Raw genomic sequence first — 16,474 nt, 5'->3', positions numbered from 1 at the left:
TGTCCTGGTAGCTCAGCAGGATAGAGCAACGGCCTTCTAAGCCGTCGGTCGGGGGTTCGAATCCCTCCCAGGACGTCCTAAAAACTCTTGTTTTACTTTTTGTAAAACAAGAGTTTTTTTTGTTCTTATCTAATTTAGGTTGTTTTTTAGAAATGTTTGATCTAAATACTATGAATTAAACAAACATAGATGTAGTACTTTAAGCACTAATTTAATCTAAATAAAAACAATTATTGAATCTCTTTCCCTACTAATATTTTAATTACTAATCTAAAATGGGTATTTTTTTCTAAACATTTAGTATATTATTCCGACATAATTACTGATTAGGGAGGGAGCAAAGAATATGTTTTTTAAAAAGAAAGAAAAAGTGAATAATTCATTGAAAGTAAGTAGCGATATAGTTGAAGCAGTATCGATCCATTTAACAGACGAGGAAATAAAACAACAATTAGAATTTATTAAACTTAATGTAGAAGAGTTGAAGGTTATTAAAAAGCTACAACCCATAGTAGCAGAGAATTTGGAAACTTTAGTTACTGCCTTTTATGATGCGGTACTTAAAATTGAACATTTAAAGAACATCATTGAATCACATTCATCGGTTGAGCGATTAAGTAAAACTTTATCTTCGCATATTTATTTATTGTTTAGTGGTGAGATAAACGATGAGTATGTAAGTAAACGTTTAAAAGTAGCGCAAGTACATTTTAGAATTGGCCTTCAACCTAAATGGTATTTAGGGGCTTTTCAAAACGTTCTTGAAGAATTGATTTTAATAATTAGTGAAGTTGCAAGTTCAAAAGAAGAGCAAAGAAAACTAATTACAGCTGCTACAAAAATCTTAAGCTTTGAACAACAGTTAATTTTAGATTTATATGAAAAAGAAAATATTGGTGAGAAAGAAAAACAACTTCAAGTAGAAATGAATTTAAAGAAAAAGATAACTGAAATAGCAGATGAATTGCTTGCGCTTGTTGAAGAAACGAATGCAGCTGTTGAAGTATTGGTAGACAGCAGTGTAAAAGTTAATGAAGCTGTGATTTCGAATAATCAAATAGCAAGTACAACTCAAACAATGGCGCATGAAGGTCAAGAGTTAATGAAAGTATTACATACTAAAATTTCTACGATCTCAAACAGTACAGATGAAGTTTCTGGCTCGGTTGATGTTTTAAATTCGTCATTTACTGAAATATCACAAGTTATTTTAATCGTTCAGGAAATCGCAAATCAAACAAATTTACTTGCACTAAATTCTGCTATTGAAGCAGCGCGTGCGGGTGAACATGGTAAAGGTTTTGCTGTTGTAGCTGATGAGGTTAAGAAATTAGCAACTCAAACGAAAACATCAACAGAAAGAATTGAAGAATTAATTGCGCATGCATCAACCTATATGGATAAAGTGGTCAGTTCTATTCATGATGTTAAAGGTTTAGTGAATGACGGTAGCCAAGAAGCATCTATGACACATGAATCATTTAATGGAATTGTTAGTTCAATGGAAACGAGTTTGACTGGCAATCAAGGGATAGAAGGTCAGGTAATTAATTTAGTTGATGTAATTAAAGAGATAGGCACAGCTATTAACGGAGTAGCACGATCTGCAAATGAATTAAATGATACTGTTCATAAAAATGAAATATTTTAAGTAAAAGAGAGAGGGGAAATCCCTCTCTCTTTTTAACAGAATTGTTAGAAAGTAACAAATTTGTTAAGAACAATAATTTCTTTATTATATATGTTATCCTAATATAAATAATAAAGTGGAGTGATTTAAATTGAACGAAAATTACTTTTGGGGTTTGATCTCAAAAATGCATATTGTTGATGAACCATATGAATGGGTAATTAGTCATTTAGTAGGCTTATCAGAAGACGAAATTGCAGGATTTGAAATACAGTTTGAGTCTGCATTTTCGAAAGCGTACAATTCAAAACTTTTAGCTGCCGCTTGGATTATTATGGGAGGTTGCTCTGAGGATTCATTCGCGCATTTTAGAGGTTGGTTAATAGGACAAGGGGAGCAAGTATATAAGAAAGTTTTAAATGACCCAGACTATCTAGCAGAATATATTTTTCCTATCTATGAAAAAGAAGGTCTAGTACCGGAATTAGAAGAAATGTTAGATTTAGCTTTACAAGCTTTTACAATTAAACGTAAAGGTGATGATGACTGGGACGATGAATTATGGAATGAATTTAATACATTAGTAGAGAGTAAGGGGTATACATATCCAGAACTTCACTTAACAATAGATTGGAAAACAAATGATGAATTACAAGAGATGTTTCCTAATCTGTGGAAACGATTTGGTAATAAGCCATTAAGATAAATGTAGTAGCAAAAAAGAAGAAACTAGGATTTCTTCTTTTTTTGTTATAAAAAAGTAATTCGTGGACTTCTAGCAGGACTCCAGCTTTTTGAGTGTGGCGAGTGATGAACCTCCTCGGTTGGCTTGAAAAGGTCTCATCTGTCCCGCTACTCTAACAGGAGTCTCGTAGCTTTAGTACAAATCACATTCTTTATTAAGAGTTTGTATAAAAAACAACAATCCTTTAGAAAAGAGCCTTAATTATGGGTGTTTTTCCTAGATTCTACTTGTAACTAATATTTCGATAATAACAGTAAAATATAACGGAGCCTTCCACTTTAATAGGTAATTTTATAAAAATCTAATGTGTTTCTTATCCAAAAATAGGAAGGTGTTATTTTAAATAAAATTATTTCATGTTAAACTTTTCCTTAATTAGATTGTTCAGTTACTAACAAATGTTAGGGGGAGAGTTAAATGGAGGATAATATTGTTCAATTTCCTAAGTTAAAGGATCGGATAATAAATTTAGGTAAAAAGGCACTAGAGGACAAAAATTATACTAAAGCGTTGTTATTATGTGATCAATTAAAAGAAATGAATGAACATAATTCGCAAACTGAGCTAGCTGCTGTTGCTTGTTTACTTGAAGGAAATCGATCAAAGGAAGCTCAAGTGCGATGTGAAGAGCTTGTTTTTGGACCTTTCGAAAGTGATGAAGCGATAGAAATTTATATTAGTATTCTATTTCAATTGAAAAAATATGAAGAATTACAAAAAAGCATAAAAAAATTGTTAGGTCAAAAAAGAATTGATGAAAATCAAATGGACAAATTCCAAGCAATGCTATCACTATCAAACAAAGTAGTTGCAGACCGTGATGAGCATCAACTTGACTTACATACTCTAATCGAAAATAAAGTTTCCATATCTAAGCAGCTTGAACTGATAAATGAACTTAGGATGACTGATTGTACGATTGTATTTAGCCAAATTGAACAAGTGTTAAAAAGTACGAAAGCTAATCCTTTAATTCAAAGTTTCATATTATCAATTTTACAAGAACAATCAATTGATACAGATATTGAAATTAATAAAATGAATCAAAGTATGATTTGGAATGCAACTAATCAACCAAATGATCAAAAGAACTTTGTTGATGCCGTAATGAAAAAGTTGAGTATTGTTCTAGAAAGTGAAGATCCATCAGCGTTTGAAATAGCGAATACACACTTTCAACACTTCATGACGATTTACTTTCCTTTTATTCCAATTCCATCTAACGAAGATATTTGGGCTGCTTGCTTTTACTGTATTGTTCAAGAGTATTTTGATCGAAATATTGCAGCGGATGAACTAGAAGATTTATTTGAAGTTGAAAACGAAAGTGTTCAAGTAGCGATTTCATTAGTAAAACGATTAGAACAAGAAGGGTATTTTGACTTGAATGGGTACTAATACCTATTAATACTTAATTTGGAATGAATATTAATTTTCTTTAATGTTTTTCGATTCCACTTTAAATATAAAATTAGGAAATATTGAAACAAAAAAGGAATGTGTTATAATAGAATGGTTGTAACGACTATTTACTTAATTATACATGCAATTACCTGCTTATTATATAATTAGACAGGCGTGTATAGTACGAAAATACGTAAGCACATATATATTTTTAGATAATTTTGGAGGGAACTAACAATGACTGCTAAATGGGAAAAATTAGAAGCTAACGTTGGTCTATTAACTGTAGAAGTTGAAGCTTCTGAAGTAGATAAAGGTTTAGACGCAGCTTTCAAAAAAGTTGTAAAAACTATCAATGTACCTGGATTCCGTAAAGGAAAATTACCACGTCCAATTTTCGAACAAAAATTCGGTATTGAAGCACTTTACAATGATGCTTTAGACGTAATTTTACCTGTTGCTTATGGTAAAGCGGTTGAAGAAGTTGGTATCGAGCCAGTTGATCGTCCAGAAGTTGACGTTGAACAAATGGAAAAAGGTAAAACATTAATCTTCAAAGCAAAAGTAACTGTAAAACCTGAAGTTAAATTAGGTGAATATAAAGGCTTAGAAGTTGAAGAAACTGATGCAACTGTAACAGAAGAAGATGTACAAGCTGAATTAACTAAATTACAAGAGCGTCAAGCTGAGTTAGTAGTTAAAGAAGATGGTACTGTTGAAAACGGCGATACAGCTGTACTTGATTTCGAAGGTTTCGTTGATGGCGTAGCTTTCGAAGGTGGAAAAGGTGAAAACTATCCACTAGAAATCGGTTCAGGTTCATTCATCCCTGGATTTGAAGAAGCTTTAATTGGTACTAAATCAGGAGTAGAAACTGATGTTAATGTTACATTCCCTGAAGAATACCACAGTGCAGATTTAGCTGGTAAAGCTGCTACTTTCAAAGTAACAGTTCATGAAATCAAAGCAAAAGAACTTCCTGAGTTAAACGATGAGTTTGCAAAAGATGTAAACGATGAAGTTGAAACTTTAGATGCTCTTAAAGCGAAAATCAAAGCTGACTTAGAAGAATCTAAAAAAGCTCAAGTTGAAGGTAGCTTACGTGATGCATTAGTACAAAAAGCTGCTGAAAATGCTGAAGTTGAAATCCCTGAAGTAATGTTCGAAAGCCAAGTTGACCGTATGGTTAAAGATTTTGAACAACGAATTGCTCAACAAGGATTAAACTTAGAACTTTACTACCAATTCACTGGTACAACTGAAGAAGATCTTCGTAAACAAATGCGTACTGACGCTGAAGCTCGTGTGAAAATCGACTTAACTATCGATGCAATCATCGAAGCTGAGAAAATCGAAGCAACTGAAGAAGAAGTAAACGAAGAATTAGGACGTTTAACTGAAATGTACAATATCCCATCTGAGCAATTAGTAACTATGCTTGGTGGAACAGATGCTGTACGGGACGATATTCAAATTCGTAAAGCAGTTGAATTATTAGTTGATAGCAGAAAAAAATAAGCGTTAAATAATATATATTGAAAACAAGGCGCGAATTTTTCGTGCCTTGTTTTTCAATAATGAAATATTTGGTAAATTGCACTGATTCCTTTAAAATAGGCATATACATATGTTAGAATCTGATATACAGATTTTAAAAAAATATTGTGGCTATACTAAAAATAATTCTTTAAAAAAAGGATTATCTAGATTATTTTAGAATATATATATTCTAAAAATTTAAACAACTTAAGAGTATTAAATAATTGCTTTGTTTATTTTGTGTGCTATCATATAGCTACAAGATACATATTTTTTTGAATTACATACATATTGAGTGGTTTTTTAGAAATTTTAGAGGGAGTGAACATATGTTCAAATTTAATGAAGAAAAAGGACAGCTAAAATGTTCGTTCTGTGGAAAATCTCAGTCTCAGGTTAGAAAATTAGTTGCTGGACCTGGAGTTTACATTTGTGACGAATGTATTGAGTTATGTACTGAAATTGTTCAAGAGGAATTAGCAAAAGAAGAGGAAGTAGAGTTTAAAGACGTTCCTAAGCCAAAAGAAATTTGTGAAATTCTTTCTGAATATGTAATTGGTCAAGATAATGCTAAGAAAGCCTTATCTGTAGCTGTATACAACCATTACAAACGAATTAATTCAAATAGTAAAATTGATGAAGTTGAATTATCGAAAAGTAATATTGCTATGATTGGACCTACTGGTAGTGGTAAAACATTATTAGCCCAAACTCTGGCTAGAATTTTAAATGTACCATTTGCAATTGCTGACGCTACTTCATTAACTGAAGCTGGTTACGTTGGGGAAGATGTTGAAAATATTCTTCTTAAACTAATTCAAGCTGCAGATTATGATGTAGAGCGAGCTGAAAAAGGTATTATATATATTGATGAAATCGATAAAGTAGCTCGTAAATCTGAAAACCCATCCATTACGCGTGATGTATCTGGAGAAGGGGTTCAGCAAGCACTACTTAAAATTCTTGAAGGAACTGTTGCTAGTGTACCTCCACAAGGTGGTCGTAAGCATCCTCATCAGGAATTTATTCAAATTGACACAACAAATATCTTATTTATTTGTGGTGGAGCATTTGATGGAATCGAACAAATCATTAAACGCCGTTTGGGTAAAAAGGTAATCGGTTTCGGAGGAGATTCTGAAAAGAATGATTTAAGCTCGAAAGAAATCTTAAATCACGTATTACCAGAAGATTTATTACGATTTGGACTGATTCCTGAGTTTATTGGTCGTTTACCTGTTTTAGCAAACTTAGAACAGCTAGATGAAGCATCATTGGTTGAAATTTTAACAAAACCAAAAAATGCTTTAATTAAGCAATATCAAAAGTTGTTAGAACTTGATCAAGTTGAACTAGAATTTGAAAGTGATGCGTTAGTAGAAATCGCTAAAAAAGCTATTGAGCGTAAAACTGGTGCTCGTGGACTTCGTTCAATTATCGAGGGTATAATGTTAGATATTATGTTTGAATTACCTTCTCGTGAAGATATTCAAAAATGTGTTATCTCAGCAGAAACTGTGAAATCTGGAGCAGCTGCAAAGCTTGTACTTGAAGATGGAACTGAATTAGAACTTAAGAAAAAAGAAAAGAAAAATAAATTAGCTTAATATTAAAAACCAAATGCCTAAGGGTGTTTGGTTTTTTTTATGTTATTTTTCTTAAAGAATTTAATCAAAATCAGCATAAGTTAATTTTTAAATATGGTTTATCCTTCCAAATCGAGGGCGATACTAAAAGTAATTTCTACTTCAGTGGAGGGGTAATCAATGAGTTTAACAACGATAATTTTATTAGCACAACTGGCATTAGGTACAATCGTCGCATTGTATTTTATCCATTTATTAAAAGGTCAAAGAACTACTAAGGTATCAATTGACCGCGAATCAAAAAAAGAGATGGAACAATTAAAGAAATTAAAATCAATCTCATTAACTGTTCCATTAGCAGAAAGAGTAAGACCAACTTCTTTCGATGATATTGTTGGACAAGAAGATGGGATCAAAGCATTAAAAGCTTCTTTATGTAGTGCAAATCCACAACACGTCATTATATATGGTCCACCAGGTATTGGTAAAACTGCTGCTGCGAGACTTGTATTAGAAGAAGCTAAAAAGAATCCACAAACACCTTTTAAATCTGATGCTGTTTTCATTGAATTAGATGCAACAACTGCTAGGTTTGATGAGAGAGGAATTGCTGATCCGTTAATTGGATCTGTACATGACCCGATTTATCAAGGAGCAGGTGCGATGGGGCAAGCTGGTGTACCTCAACCTAAAAAGGGAGCAGTAACAGATGCTCATGGTGGGATTTTATTTATTGATGAAATCGGTGAATTACATCCGATCCAAATGAATAAAATGCTCAAAGTATTAGAAGATCGAAAAGTGAAATTTGAGAGTGCGTATTATCAAGAAGAAAACCCTTCGATACCTGCACATATTCATGAAATTTTCAAAAACGGATTACCTGCTGATTTTAGATTAGTTGGAGCGACAACTAGATCACCTGAAGATATTCCACCTGCTATTCGATCACGTTGCCTAGAAATCTTTTTTAGAGAATTAGAACAAGATGAAATTCAAGCAGTGGCAAAAAGATCTGCTGAAAAAATTAATTTAAGTATGTCCGAAAAAGCATTAGATTTAGTTGGGAAATATGCTAAAAATGGTCGGGAAGCGATTAATTTAATTCAATTAGCTGGTGGTATGGTTTTAACATCAGGTAGAAGTGAATTAGTTGAAGAAGATATCCAGTGGGTTGTCACTGTAAGTAGGCTTACACCAAGGATTGTTAATAAAATACCTGAAAGTCCGACTGTCGGTCTTGTAAATGGTTTAGCAGTTTATGGAGCAAATATAGGCGCTTTATTACCAATCGAGGTTACCGCTATGGAAGCAAAAGAAATTGGTAAAGGAACAATCACTATTACAGGAATTGTTGAAGAAGAAAGTTTAGGCAATCAAGGAAAATCTATTCGCAGAAAAAGTATGGCTAAAGGTTCTTTAGAGAATGTTACAACAGTTTTACGTAAAATTGGTGTTCCAATTGACGATTTTAATATTCATATAAACTTTCCTAGTGGTGCTTTAACTGATGGACCTTCTGCTGGAATAACAATGGTAGTGGGAATCTTTTCTGCAATAAATAATGTTCCTGTTTTAAATACAATTGCGATGACTGGTGAAATGAGTATTCAAGGTGATGTTAAACCAGTTGGAGGAGTACCAGAAAAAGTAAAAGCAGCAGTTAAGGCTGGAGCAACTAAAATTATAATTCCAATCGAAAATGATCAAGCTACATTACATAAATATAAAGATGTAGAAGTGCTACCTGTGGATCGCATAGAAAAAGTATTACACGAGGTATTTAAAGATAATTGGAAATTTGAATTACCAAGTTCAAACAAAAAGGATTATCAACAATTAAACTTATTTGAGGAAAATCAATCGCAATCAATGTAATTTAAAAAAGTGTTCAAATCACTTAAAGTTGAATAAATAGAGAGTATCAATTGTTTTTGCACTCTATGTTCTGTTTTAAGATGACTTCATGAACACTTTTTTTATTGCGCCATTATCTATTTGATTAACTTGCTTCCAATTTTTATCCTCTAGCTTCGCACTTTGTATACTAAAGGGGTTAAGGAAACATGTTAAAAAGCAAATTTAAGCGTTAATTGTCATAGCTTTTTGATGTTTGAGCAAGTCATATCTACTTTTATTAATAAATAATGCATTTCATTGTAAATGATATGTATGTTAAGGTAAAATAACTAAATAGAAATGAAATAAAAGAAATGAAATATTTGGAGGTGTAACGGAATGAATGTTACAAAAGAAAAAGTTGTACCCCTCCTACCTTTAAGAGGAATTAGTGTATTTCCTGCGACAATTGCACATCTCGATGTAGGAAGAACAAAATCAATAAAAGCTATACAAGAAGCAAATGATTTAGATCATTTAATTTTTGTCGTTACCCAAATAGATGCAGATACTGAAAATCCAAAGATAGATGAAGTGTATCAATATGGAACGTTAGCAAAATTAACTCAAAAAATCACATTACCAAATGGTACTGTTCGTGTAACAGTTGAGGGTTTACACAGAGGGAAAATCAAATCAATTATTGATGAAAATGATTTTCTTACTGCAAAGGTAGAAGAATATCCTGATATTGAAGATGATTCGAAAGAATTACGTGCATTAATGAGAACTCTTTTACAACATTTTAAGCAATATAGTAAATTATCGAAACGAATTCTGCCAGAAACAATTGCATCAATTGTAAAGCAGGATCAACCAGGTAGACTTGCAGATGCAATGGTTGATGCGATTCCATTAAAGGAAGAAGAAAAGCAAAGAATTTTAGCAACAACTGATGTGACAGAAAGAATACATAGTATCCTAAATTTTCTTCAAGACGAAAAGGAATTACTTAAACTTGAAGAAAAAATCGGATTGCAAGTAAAGAAAAATATAGATAAAACTCAAAAAGAATATTTTCTTAGAGAGCAATTAAAAGTCATTCAACGTGAACTTGGTGATCGTGAAGGTAAAACTGAAGAAGTTGATAAATTCTTAACGAAAATTGAAGAAACTGGGATGCCTGAATCAACAAAAGAGCTAGTACTAAAAGAGTTAGCTAGATATGAGAAGCTTCCACCAAATGCTGCAGAAGCTGGAGTTGTTCGTACATATTTAGAATGGATGGTTGCACTACCATGGTCGATTAGTACAGATGATACATTAGATATTCATCGTTCTGAAAGAATATTAAATAATGAACACGAAGGACTTGAAAAAGTAAAAGAAAGAATTTTAGAATATTTGGCTGTTCAACAGCTAACAAATTCTCTTCGTGGTCCAATACTTTGTTTAGCAGGACCTCCTGGGGTTGGTAAGACATCATTAGCTCGTTCAATTGCAAATGCACTTTCAAGAAAATTTGTACGTGTGTCTTTAGGTGGAGTTAGAGATGAATCTGAAATTAGAGGTCATCGAAGAACGTATATTGGTGCAATGCCTGGCCGTGTCATACAGGGGATAAAAAAGGCTGGTTCTAATAATCCTGTTTTCTTATTAGATGAAATCGATAAGATGTCTAGTGATTTTAGAGGAGATCCTTCTTCAGCAATGCTAGAAGTACTGGATCCTGAACAAAATAATTCATTTAGTGATCACTACATCGAAGAACCATTTGATTTATCACAAGTATTATTTGTTGCTACTGCAAATGATTTATCAACTATTCCAGGTCCATTACGTGATCGAATGGAGATTATTACATTATCAGGTTATACTGAACTAGAAAAGGTGAATATAGCTAAAAAACATTTGTTCCCGAAGAAATTAGCTGAGCACGGTTTAAATAAATCTACAGTTCAAATTCGAGAAAGTGCATTAAGTGCTATTATTCGTCATTATACTCGCGAGGCAGGTGTACGTTCATTAGAGCGTGTCTTAGCAACATTATGTCGTAAAGCAGCTAAGTTAATTGTTTCGAATGAAAAGCAAAAGATTATTTTCACGGATAAAAATATAGAAGAATTTTTAGGAAAGAAAACCTTCTCATATGGACAAATGGAAAGTGAAGATCAAATCGGTGTGGCAACAGGATTAGCATATACAGCTTTTGGTGGAGACACTCTTTCAATTGAAGTATCTCTATATCCTGGTAAGGGCAAGCTAACTCTAACAGGAAAGCTTGGAGATGTCATGAAAGAATCTGCACAGGCGGCATTTAGCTATATTCGATCAAAAGCAGAAGAACTAAATATCGATCAAAATTTCTATGAAAAATATGATGTTCATATTCATGTTCCTGAAGGTGCTGTACCAAAGGATGGCCCTTCAGCAGGGATTACAATGGCAACTGCATTGATTTCTGCTTTAACAAATAAACCGATTCGTAAAGAAGTTGGTATGACTGGCGAAATCACATTGCGTGGTCGCGTTTTACCAATCGGAGGATTAAAAGAAAAGCTGCTAAGTGCTCACCGCGCAGGGTTAACGACAGTAATCATACCAAAAGAAAATGAAAAAGATTTAGCAGATGTACCTCCAATTGTGAAGGAAGGCTTAACTGTTATTCCTGTATCCCATTTAGATGAAGTACTTGCGCATGCTATAGTAGGAGTGAAAAAATGAAAGTAACATCAGCGGATATTGTCATAAGTGCAGTCCGACCAAATCAATATCCTGATACACAGCTTCCCGAAATTGCTTTGGCAGGCCGTTCTAACGTAGGAAAATCATCATTTATTAATAAAATGCTTAATCGTAAGGCTTTAGCTCGTACATCTTCAAAACCTGGTAAAACTCAAACATTAAATTTCTTTCTAATTAACGAACAGTTATTTTATGTTGATGTACCTGGTTATGGCTATGCTAAGGTTTCCAAATCGGAACGTGAAGCATGGGGGAAAATGATTGAAACGTATATTACATCTCGTGATCAATTAAGAGCCGTTGTACTCTTGGTTGACTTACGTCATTCTCCAACACAAGATGATGTTATGATGTATGATTTCTTGAAACATTATGGAATTCCTGTAATTATTGTGGCAACTAAAGCTGATAAAATCCCAAAAGGTAAGTGGGATAAACATTCAAAAGTTGTGCGTGAAACATTACAGATTGAAGAAGGCGACGAATTAATTTTATTTTCGTCTGAAACAGGAATGGGCAAAGAAAAAGCGTGGTCAGTAATAGATAAAATGTGTAAATAAAAAAGCTGGTGGAAATTTCCACCAGCTTTTTTATTTAGGCTCTTTTCTAAAAAATCGTTGTTTTAAGGTTTCGTTAATAAGGTGTGGAGCGGAGGGTGCGCGCTAAAGGAGGCCTATCTCCCGTCAAACTGAAAGCAAGCATTCTGGAGTGGAATTCTACAAATCAGCAACATAAATTTTAAAATATATTTTAATTATGCTTTCTTGTCAGCTTTTTTAATAAATCCTCTTCACAATAAATATATAAACGATCTGTTGAATTTAGGGGTGAATTTTTAAGTTTTGGAATGTTTAGTTGCTCATTGATTGCTAATAAAGAGGCACCTTTTTCAAATAATTGCAGATATGCATCTTGATATGTTTGCCATTCCTCTAAAGGCTCAATTACATGAATATTACTTCCATCAAATTTCGTATTTAAAAAATGCCTAAAAATAGTTGAAGTACCAGGATGTAATGTTGTTTTCGCAATTAACCGTGAAACTGATTCATATGATAATACAAAATCATCTACATTAACATGTTTAAAGTTTACTATATGACTCTCTTTTGAGATTTCTACAATGGTATGAATTGGTTTTTGGTGTGTTTTTGATAATGATTCAACTGCAGATGCGATTAGCAATGTTTTTCCATCTTTTAAAACACTATCTTCAATAGAAGAATCTGCAAAAATACATACGCGTTTTGCACCAAATATATTCGCATTTATTAAGGTCTTTTCTAATGAAGGATCACCTTGAACAAAATGAATTTGAGGATGTTCATAAGGCGAAGTTGCTAAATTTTCAATTAAAACGATCATTGCATTTGGTGAAGAATCGAACAATTCCTCAATTGCATCTCTTGTTTTTTTAGACCATCCAATATAAATAAAATGATTTTGTTCTTTATACACAATTTTCCCCTCCAACTTTAGGCGATGATACTTCGAAAAGGAATCAACGGTCTTTGAAACGAGTAACCCAATGATACCGACTCCGAAAATAAATAAGAACATTCCTAAGCATTTCCCTGCAACTGTTTTAGGAAAGTAATCTCCATAACCAACTGTTGTTAAAGTTGTCATAGTCCACCATAAGCCTTCAAATAAAGATGGAAATGTCTTCGGCTCTAAAATATGTATAGTAATCGTACCAAATGAAACAATGAAAATAGATAGAATTAGTATAGAGACATAATTAAATGAAACAAACTTTTTCCATAACGAAAGGAAGTATAACAACTATATTCCTCCTTTTTTTACCCTCATTATTTTTAGGATTTTTTCTAAAAGATTGTTGTTTTTTTAAGGATTAATCTTAATAAAGTTGATGATTGGAGTGAAGAGTGAGCGAGACTCCTAGGGAGCTGCGGGACAGGTTAGACCCCGCAGGAGTGAATGCGCTAAAGGGGCTCACCGCCCGCCCAGAGGAAAGCTCGTATTCTGGAGTGGGAAACTAAAATTTCCATATTTAATAGCAAAGTTTACGAAAACAGCCTAGTTTTAAGGGCTGATATTCAGATAGGTATGTTTATCTTTTAGAAAATAGAAGATATAAACCAATTACAGCAATTAAAATAGGCCAATACTGCTGAAAATAAGATACTTGCGACTGCAGTGAACTAAGCATTGTTGTAAGCTTTTCGTTAAAAAGGAAAAATAAAGACATAATAAATAATAGAATGCCTGGAAGTAAATCACCTTTACCTCTTTGAGATTGAAATAACATTCCTATTGATATAATAAGTGTTAGTACTGACCAATGATTTGGCCAAGCATCGATATGCGAGATCGCATAAAAGTGAAATCCAAATCCAAGTACGATAATGCCAGGAAATACATATTGATTTTCGCGACCTTTAAAAGCTTGAACAAGCAGTGCGAGACCTGTAACTAAGATAGGTGTCGTCCAATATGTAAAAATTTGTAAAGATGGGATCTGCCATTTTGAAATAAAGTAATATAAACCAAAGCCAATTAATAGGATTCCAATAAATAATCGATTTTTTTTCATAGCAACTCCTGTTTAACATTTTTTGTAATCACTTTTATTTGAAAATTATTGTATAATAGGATTTGTGAATTAATTGTGATTTTTACTCAGATAAAAAATTCTACAAATTATAACATTTATGATAGCATATTGAAGTAGAACATAGTTATGATATTTTAACTAATAGATATAGATAATAAATCGTCATTCTTACAAGATTCTTTAGGGGGGCTTTATGTAATGCATATCATTACAATAGGAATAAACCATAAAACTGCCCCAATTGAAGTGCGTGAAAAGGTTGCTTTTGCTCCAAGTGAACTAGATGTTGCAATGTGTTCACTAAAAAAAGAAAAAAGCATTTTGGAAAACATTATTGTTTCTACTTGTAATCGTACTGAGATTTATGCAGTTGTAGATCAGATTCATACTGGTCAATATTATATGAAACGATTTCTTTTACAAAGATTCGGCTTAAGAGATGAAGAATTGTCTCCATACTTAATTATTAAAACGGGTAACGAAGCGATAAATCATCTTTTCACAGTTACAAGTGGATTAGATTCAATGGTAATTGGCGAAACTCAAATTCTTGGACAAGTAAAAGAAAGCTTTTTACTGTCACAAGAAAATCATGTAACTGGTACTATCTTTAATCAGTTATTTAAACAAGCAATTACGTTTGCAAAAAAAGTGCACTCTGAAACTGGTATCGGCGAAAACGCAGTATCAGTCAGTTATGCAGCTGTAGAACTTTCTAAGAAAATCTTTAGCAATTTAAAAGGCTGTAATGTTTTAATTGTTGGTGCAGGTAAAATGAGTAACTTAGCTTTACAAAACTTATACTCTCAAGGCGTAGGTAAAGTAACTGTAATTAATCGTACAACTGAAAATGCAGTTAAGCTTGCTTCTCAATTTAACGGTGTTGGAAAAGGGCTTGATTCATTAGAGGAATGTCTAAAAGAAGCTGATATTGTAATCAGTTCGACAGGGTCAAAAGAATATGTAATTACTGAAAAAATGATTCAACGAATCGAAAAAAAGAGAAAAGGTAAAGCTTTATTTTTAGTTGATATAGCAGTACCACGTGATATTGAGCCAACAATTCATAATATTGATAGTACATTCTTATATGATATTGATGATTTACAAGGAATTGTTGCAGAAAATTTAGCTGTACGCGAACGTGAAGCAATGAAAATTAAAAAATCTATCAATGAAGAAATTGATGATTTCCAAACTTGGTTATCATTATTAGGTGTTGTTCCTGTTATTTCTGCATTGCGTGACAAAGCTTTAGATATCCAAGCAGATACAATGACTAGTTTAGAAAGAAAACTTCCTCATTTATCTGAAAGAGACCTAAAGATCATTCAAAAACATACAAAGAGTATCGTAAATCAACTTTTACGTGATCCGATTATGAAAGCGAAAGAAATGGGTTCATCAAAGCAATCAGAAGCTCAAATTAAATTATTTAAAGAAATTTTTAATTTAGATGAAATAATACAAGAGACAAATGATGAAAAACAAATGCAAACAAATGAAAATGCCGATATGATTCCTGCCAAACAAAAATTAGGTTATTTGTAGTGGTTATATAGTGGAGCTATTGGGAAGTAGTTTTATATACCACTTAATAATCTTATTGTTTGCATGGAGCATCGTTTTTTCATTTATTGATTTTATTGATACGAATAGAATGGCAAGTAGAGTTGCATTCTATTTGCTAGCAATTGTTTGGATTTTTTCTTCAATATTAATGATATACACTATTAGCCAAGATAGTTTTTATTCATTTATCACCTCGAGAGAAGGTTTATATATTTATGTGTGGATCATCATCTCATTATCGATGGTTATTAATTGGCTAGTAAAACTGGATTACTTAGTTTTCTTTACAAATGTTGTTTCATTTTTAGTATTTTCATTGTCAATATTAATTCCTAAGGCCGGAAAAACTGCTATGCTCGTTGACCAACTTAAATCGGAATTATTGTATATTCACATCGGACTTGCCTTTTTAGCGTACGGTGCTTTTACATTGTCCTTTATTTTTTCAGTGATGTACATTTTTCAATATATTCTACTAAAAAAGAAAAAATGGTCGTCTCATTTAAAGAAATTAGGTAGTTTAGGTAAGTTGGAAAAAATGTTTATTACATTTAACTTATTTGGTGTTCCACTTATGTTAACGTCGCTAATTTTAGGCGTTATATGGGCAAGTTTAAGATTACACACCTTTGTATGGTATGACATGAAAGTACTTGGTTCGTTTTTTGTTTTAATTATGTATAGTACATTTATGTATTTAAAAGTAAGCAACCGTTTTTATGGTAAATCACTTTGCCTTTTTAACATTTGTTGCTTTTTAGTATTGTTCGGAAATTATGTTGTTTCAAATCTATATTCATCGTTTCATTTATGGAGTACGTAAGGAGCTGTAAACT

Annotated in this window: 12 protein-coding genes, 1 tRNA gene and 1 pseudogene; 12 read left to right on the top strand and 2 right to left on the bottom strand. The window is 32.5% G+C overall.

Annotated features, from left to right (window positions below):
- The first annotated feature begins 1 nt into the window (after position 1).
- The 10 genes and pseudogenes from B7R65_RS11375 (at position 2) to yihA (ending at position 12,048) form a co-directional block, all read left to right on the top strand.
- Positions 2 to 75, top strand: a tRNA-Arg gene (locus tag B7R65_RS11375).
- A 271-nt stretch (positions 76 to 346) separates the two neighbouring features.
- Positions 347 to 880, top strand: a pseudogene (locus B7R65_RS21990) (protoglobin domain-containing protein); the annotation flags it as partial.
- Positions 881 to 925: 45 nt separating this feature from the next.
- On the top strand, positions 926 to 1,651 hold the full coding sequence (locus B7R65_RS21985) for a methyl-accepting chemotaxis protein (protein WP_373419577.1): 726 nt from the start codon (positions 926 to 928) through the stop codon (positions 1,649 to 1,651).
- 130 nt (positions 1,652 to 1,781) lie between these two features.
- Entirely contained in the window at positions 1,782 to 2,336 is a 555-nt protein-coding gene (locus B7R65_RS11365; protein WP_088042909.1) for a DUF4240 domain-containing protein, read from the top strand.
- A 456-nt stretch (positions 2,337 to 2,792) separates the two neighbouring features.
- Positions 2,793 to 3,773 (top strand): hypothetical protein, encoded by a 981-nt coding sequence (locus tag B7R65_RS11360; RefSeq protein WP_088042908.1) that lies wholly within the window; start codon positions 2,793 to 2,795, stop codon positions 3,771 to 3,773.
- Positions 3,774 to 4,016: 243 nt separating this feature from the next.
- Positions 4,017 to 5,297, top strand: coding sequence for a trigger factor (gene tig, locus B7R65_RS11355; protein WP_088042907.1), 1,281 nt, complete (start codon positions 4,017 to 4,019; stop codon positions 5,295 to 5,297).
- Positions 5,298 to 5,647: 350 nt separating this feature from the next.
- Complete coding sequence (gene clpX, locus B7R65_RS11350) at positions 5,648 to 6,925, top strand: ATP-dependent protease ATP-binding subunit ClpX (protein ID WP_088042906.1); 1,278 nt, start codon at positions 5,648 to 5,650, stop codon at positions 6,923 to 6,925.
- Positions 6,926 to 7,084: 159 nt separating this feature from the next.
- The gene (gene lonB / locus B7R65_RS11345) at positions 7,085 to 8,782 is read left to right on the top strand and encodes an ATP-dependent protease LonB (protein ID WP_088042905.1); all 1,698 of its coding nucleotides are present in this window, start codon (positions 7,085 to 7,087) and stop codon (positions 8,780 to 8,782) included.
- Between the two features lie 360 nt (positions 8,783 to 9,142).
- The gene (gene lon, locus B7R65_RS11340) at positions 9,143 to 11,467 is read left to right on the top strand and encodes an endopeptidase La (protein ID WP_088042904.1); all 2,325 of its coding nucleotides are present in this window, start codon (positions 9,143 to 9,145) and stop codon (positions 11,465 to 11,467) included.
- Entirely contained in the window at positions 11,464 to 12,048 is a 585-nt protein-coding gene (yihA, locus tag B7R65_RS11335) for a ribosome biogenesis GTP-binding protein YihA/YsxC (RefSeq protein WP_088042903.1), read from the top strand. The genes lon and yihA overlap by 4 nt, the downstream gene beginning before the upstream one ends.
- A 190-nt stretch (positions 12,049 to 12,238) precedes the next feature.
- On the opposite strand, the gene B7R65_RS11330 is transcribed toward yihA, so the two are convergent.
- Both B7R65_RS11330 and B7R65_RS11325 read right to left on the bottom strand, forming a co-directional pair.
- A complete protein-coding gene (locus B7R65_RS11330; RefSeq protein WP_088042902.1) occupies positions 12,239 to 13,273 on the bottom strand; it encodes an ion channel in 1,035 nt (344 codons plus the stop codon).
- Positions 13,274 to 13,562: 289 nt separating this feature from the next.
- Complete coding sequence (locus tag B7R65_RS11325; protein WP_088042901.1) at positions 13,563 to 14,045, bottom strand: LiaF transmembrane domain-containing protein; 483 nt, start codon at positions 14,043 to 14,045, stop codon at positions 13,563 to 13,565.
- Between the two features lie 219 nt (positions 14,046 to 14,264).
- Between B7R65_RS11325 and hemA the strand changes: the two genes are divergently transcribed.
- Together hemA and ccsA are read left to right on the top strand one after the other, a co-directional pair.
- Positions 14,265 to 15,617 (top strand): glutamyl-tRNA reductase, encoded by a 1,353-nt coding sequence (gene hemA / locus B7R65_RS11320; RefSeq protein WP_088042900.1) that lies wholly within the window; start codon positions 14,265 to 14,267, stop codon positions 15,615 to 15,617.
- A 55-nt stretch (positions 15,618 to 15,672) separates the two neighbouring features.
- Positions 15,673 to 16,461, top strand: a complete 789-nt coding sequence (gene ccsA, locus B7R65_RS11315) for a cytochrome c biogenesis protein CcsA (RefSeq protein ID WP_218780421.1) — start codon at positions 15,673 to 15,675, stop codon at positions 16,459 to 16,461.
- The last annotated feature ends 13 nt before the right edge of the window (positions 16,462 to 16,474 follow it).

The sequence above is a fragment of the Bacillus sp. EAC genome, from assembly GCF_002156875.1.
GTDB lineage: Bacteria > Bacillota > Bacilli > Bacillales > Bacillaceae_G > Gottfriedia.
Note: the sequence above shows the minus strand (reverse complement) of the source record. Positions and strands in the feature narration are given on the sequence as shown.

What these genes read in the sequence shown, in the direction of transcription:
- B7R65_RS21985 (WP_373419577.1), top strand. Translation starts at nt 926, where the DNA reads ATGAATTTAAAGAAAAAGATAACTGAAATAGCAGATGAATTGCTTGCG.
- yihA (WP_088042903.1), top strand. Translation starts at nt 11,464, where the DNA reads ATGAAAGTAACATCAGCGGATATTGTCATAAGTGCAGTCCGACCAAAT.
- lonB (WP_088042905.1), top strand. Translation starts at nt 7,085, where the DNA reads ATGAGTTTAACAACGATAATTTTATTAGCACAACTGGCATTAGGTACA.
- B7R65_RS11360 (WP_088042908.1), top strand. Translation starts at nt 2,793, where the DNA reads ATGGAGGATAATATTGTTCAATTTCCTAAGTTAAAGGATCGGATAATA.
- clpX (WP_088042906.1), top strand. Translation starts at nt 5,648, where the DNA reads ATGTTCAAATTTAATGAAGAAAAAGGACAGCTAAAATGTTCGTTCTGT.
- B7R65_RS11325 (WP_088042901.1), bottom strand. Translation starts at nt 14,045, where the DNA reads ATGAAAAAAAATCGATTATTTATTGGAATCCTATTAATTGGCTTTGGT.
- lon (WP_088042904.1), top strand. Translation starts at nt 9,143, where the DNA reads ATGAATGTTACAAAAGAAAAAGTTGTACCCCTCCTACCTTTAAGAGGA.
- hemA (WP_088042900.1), top strand. Translation starts at nt 14,265, where the DNA reads ATGCATATCATTACAATAGGAATAAACCATAAAACTGCCCCAATTGAA.
- tig (WP_088042907.1), top strand. Translation starts at nt 4,017, where the DNA reads ATGACTGCTAAATGGGAAAAATTAGAAGCTAACGTTGGTCTATTAACT.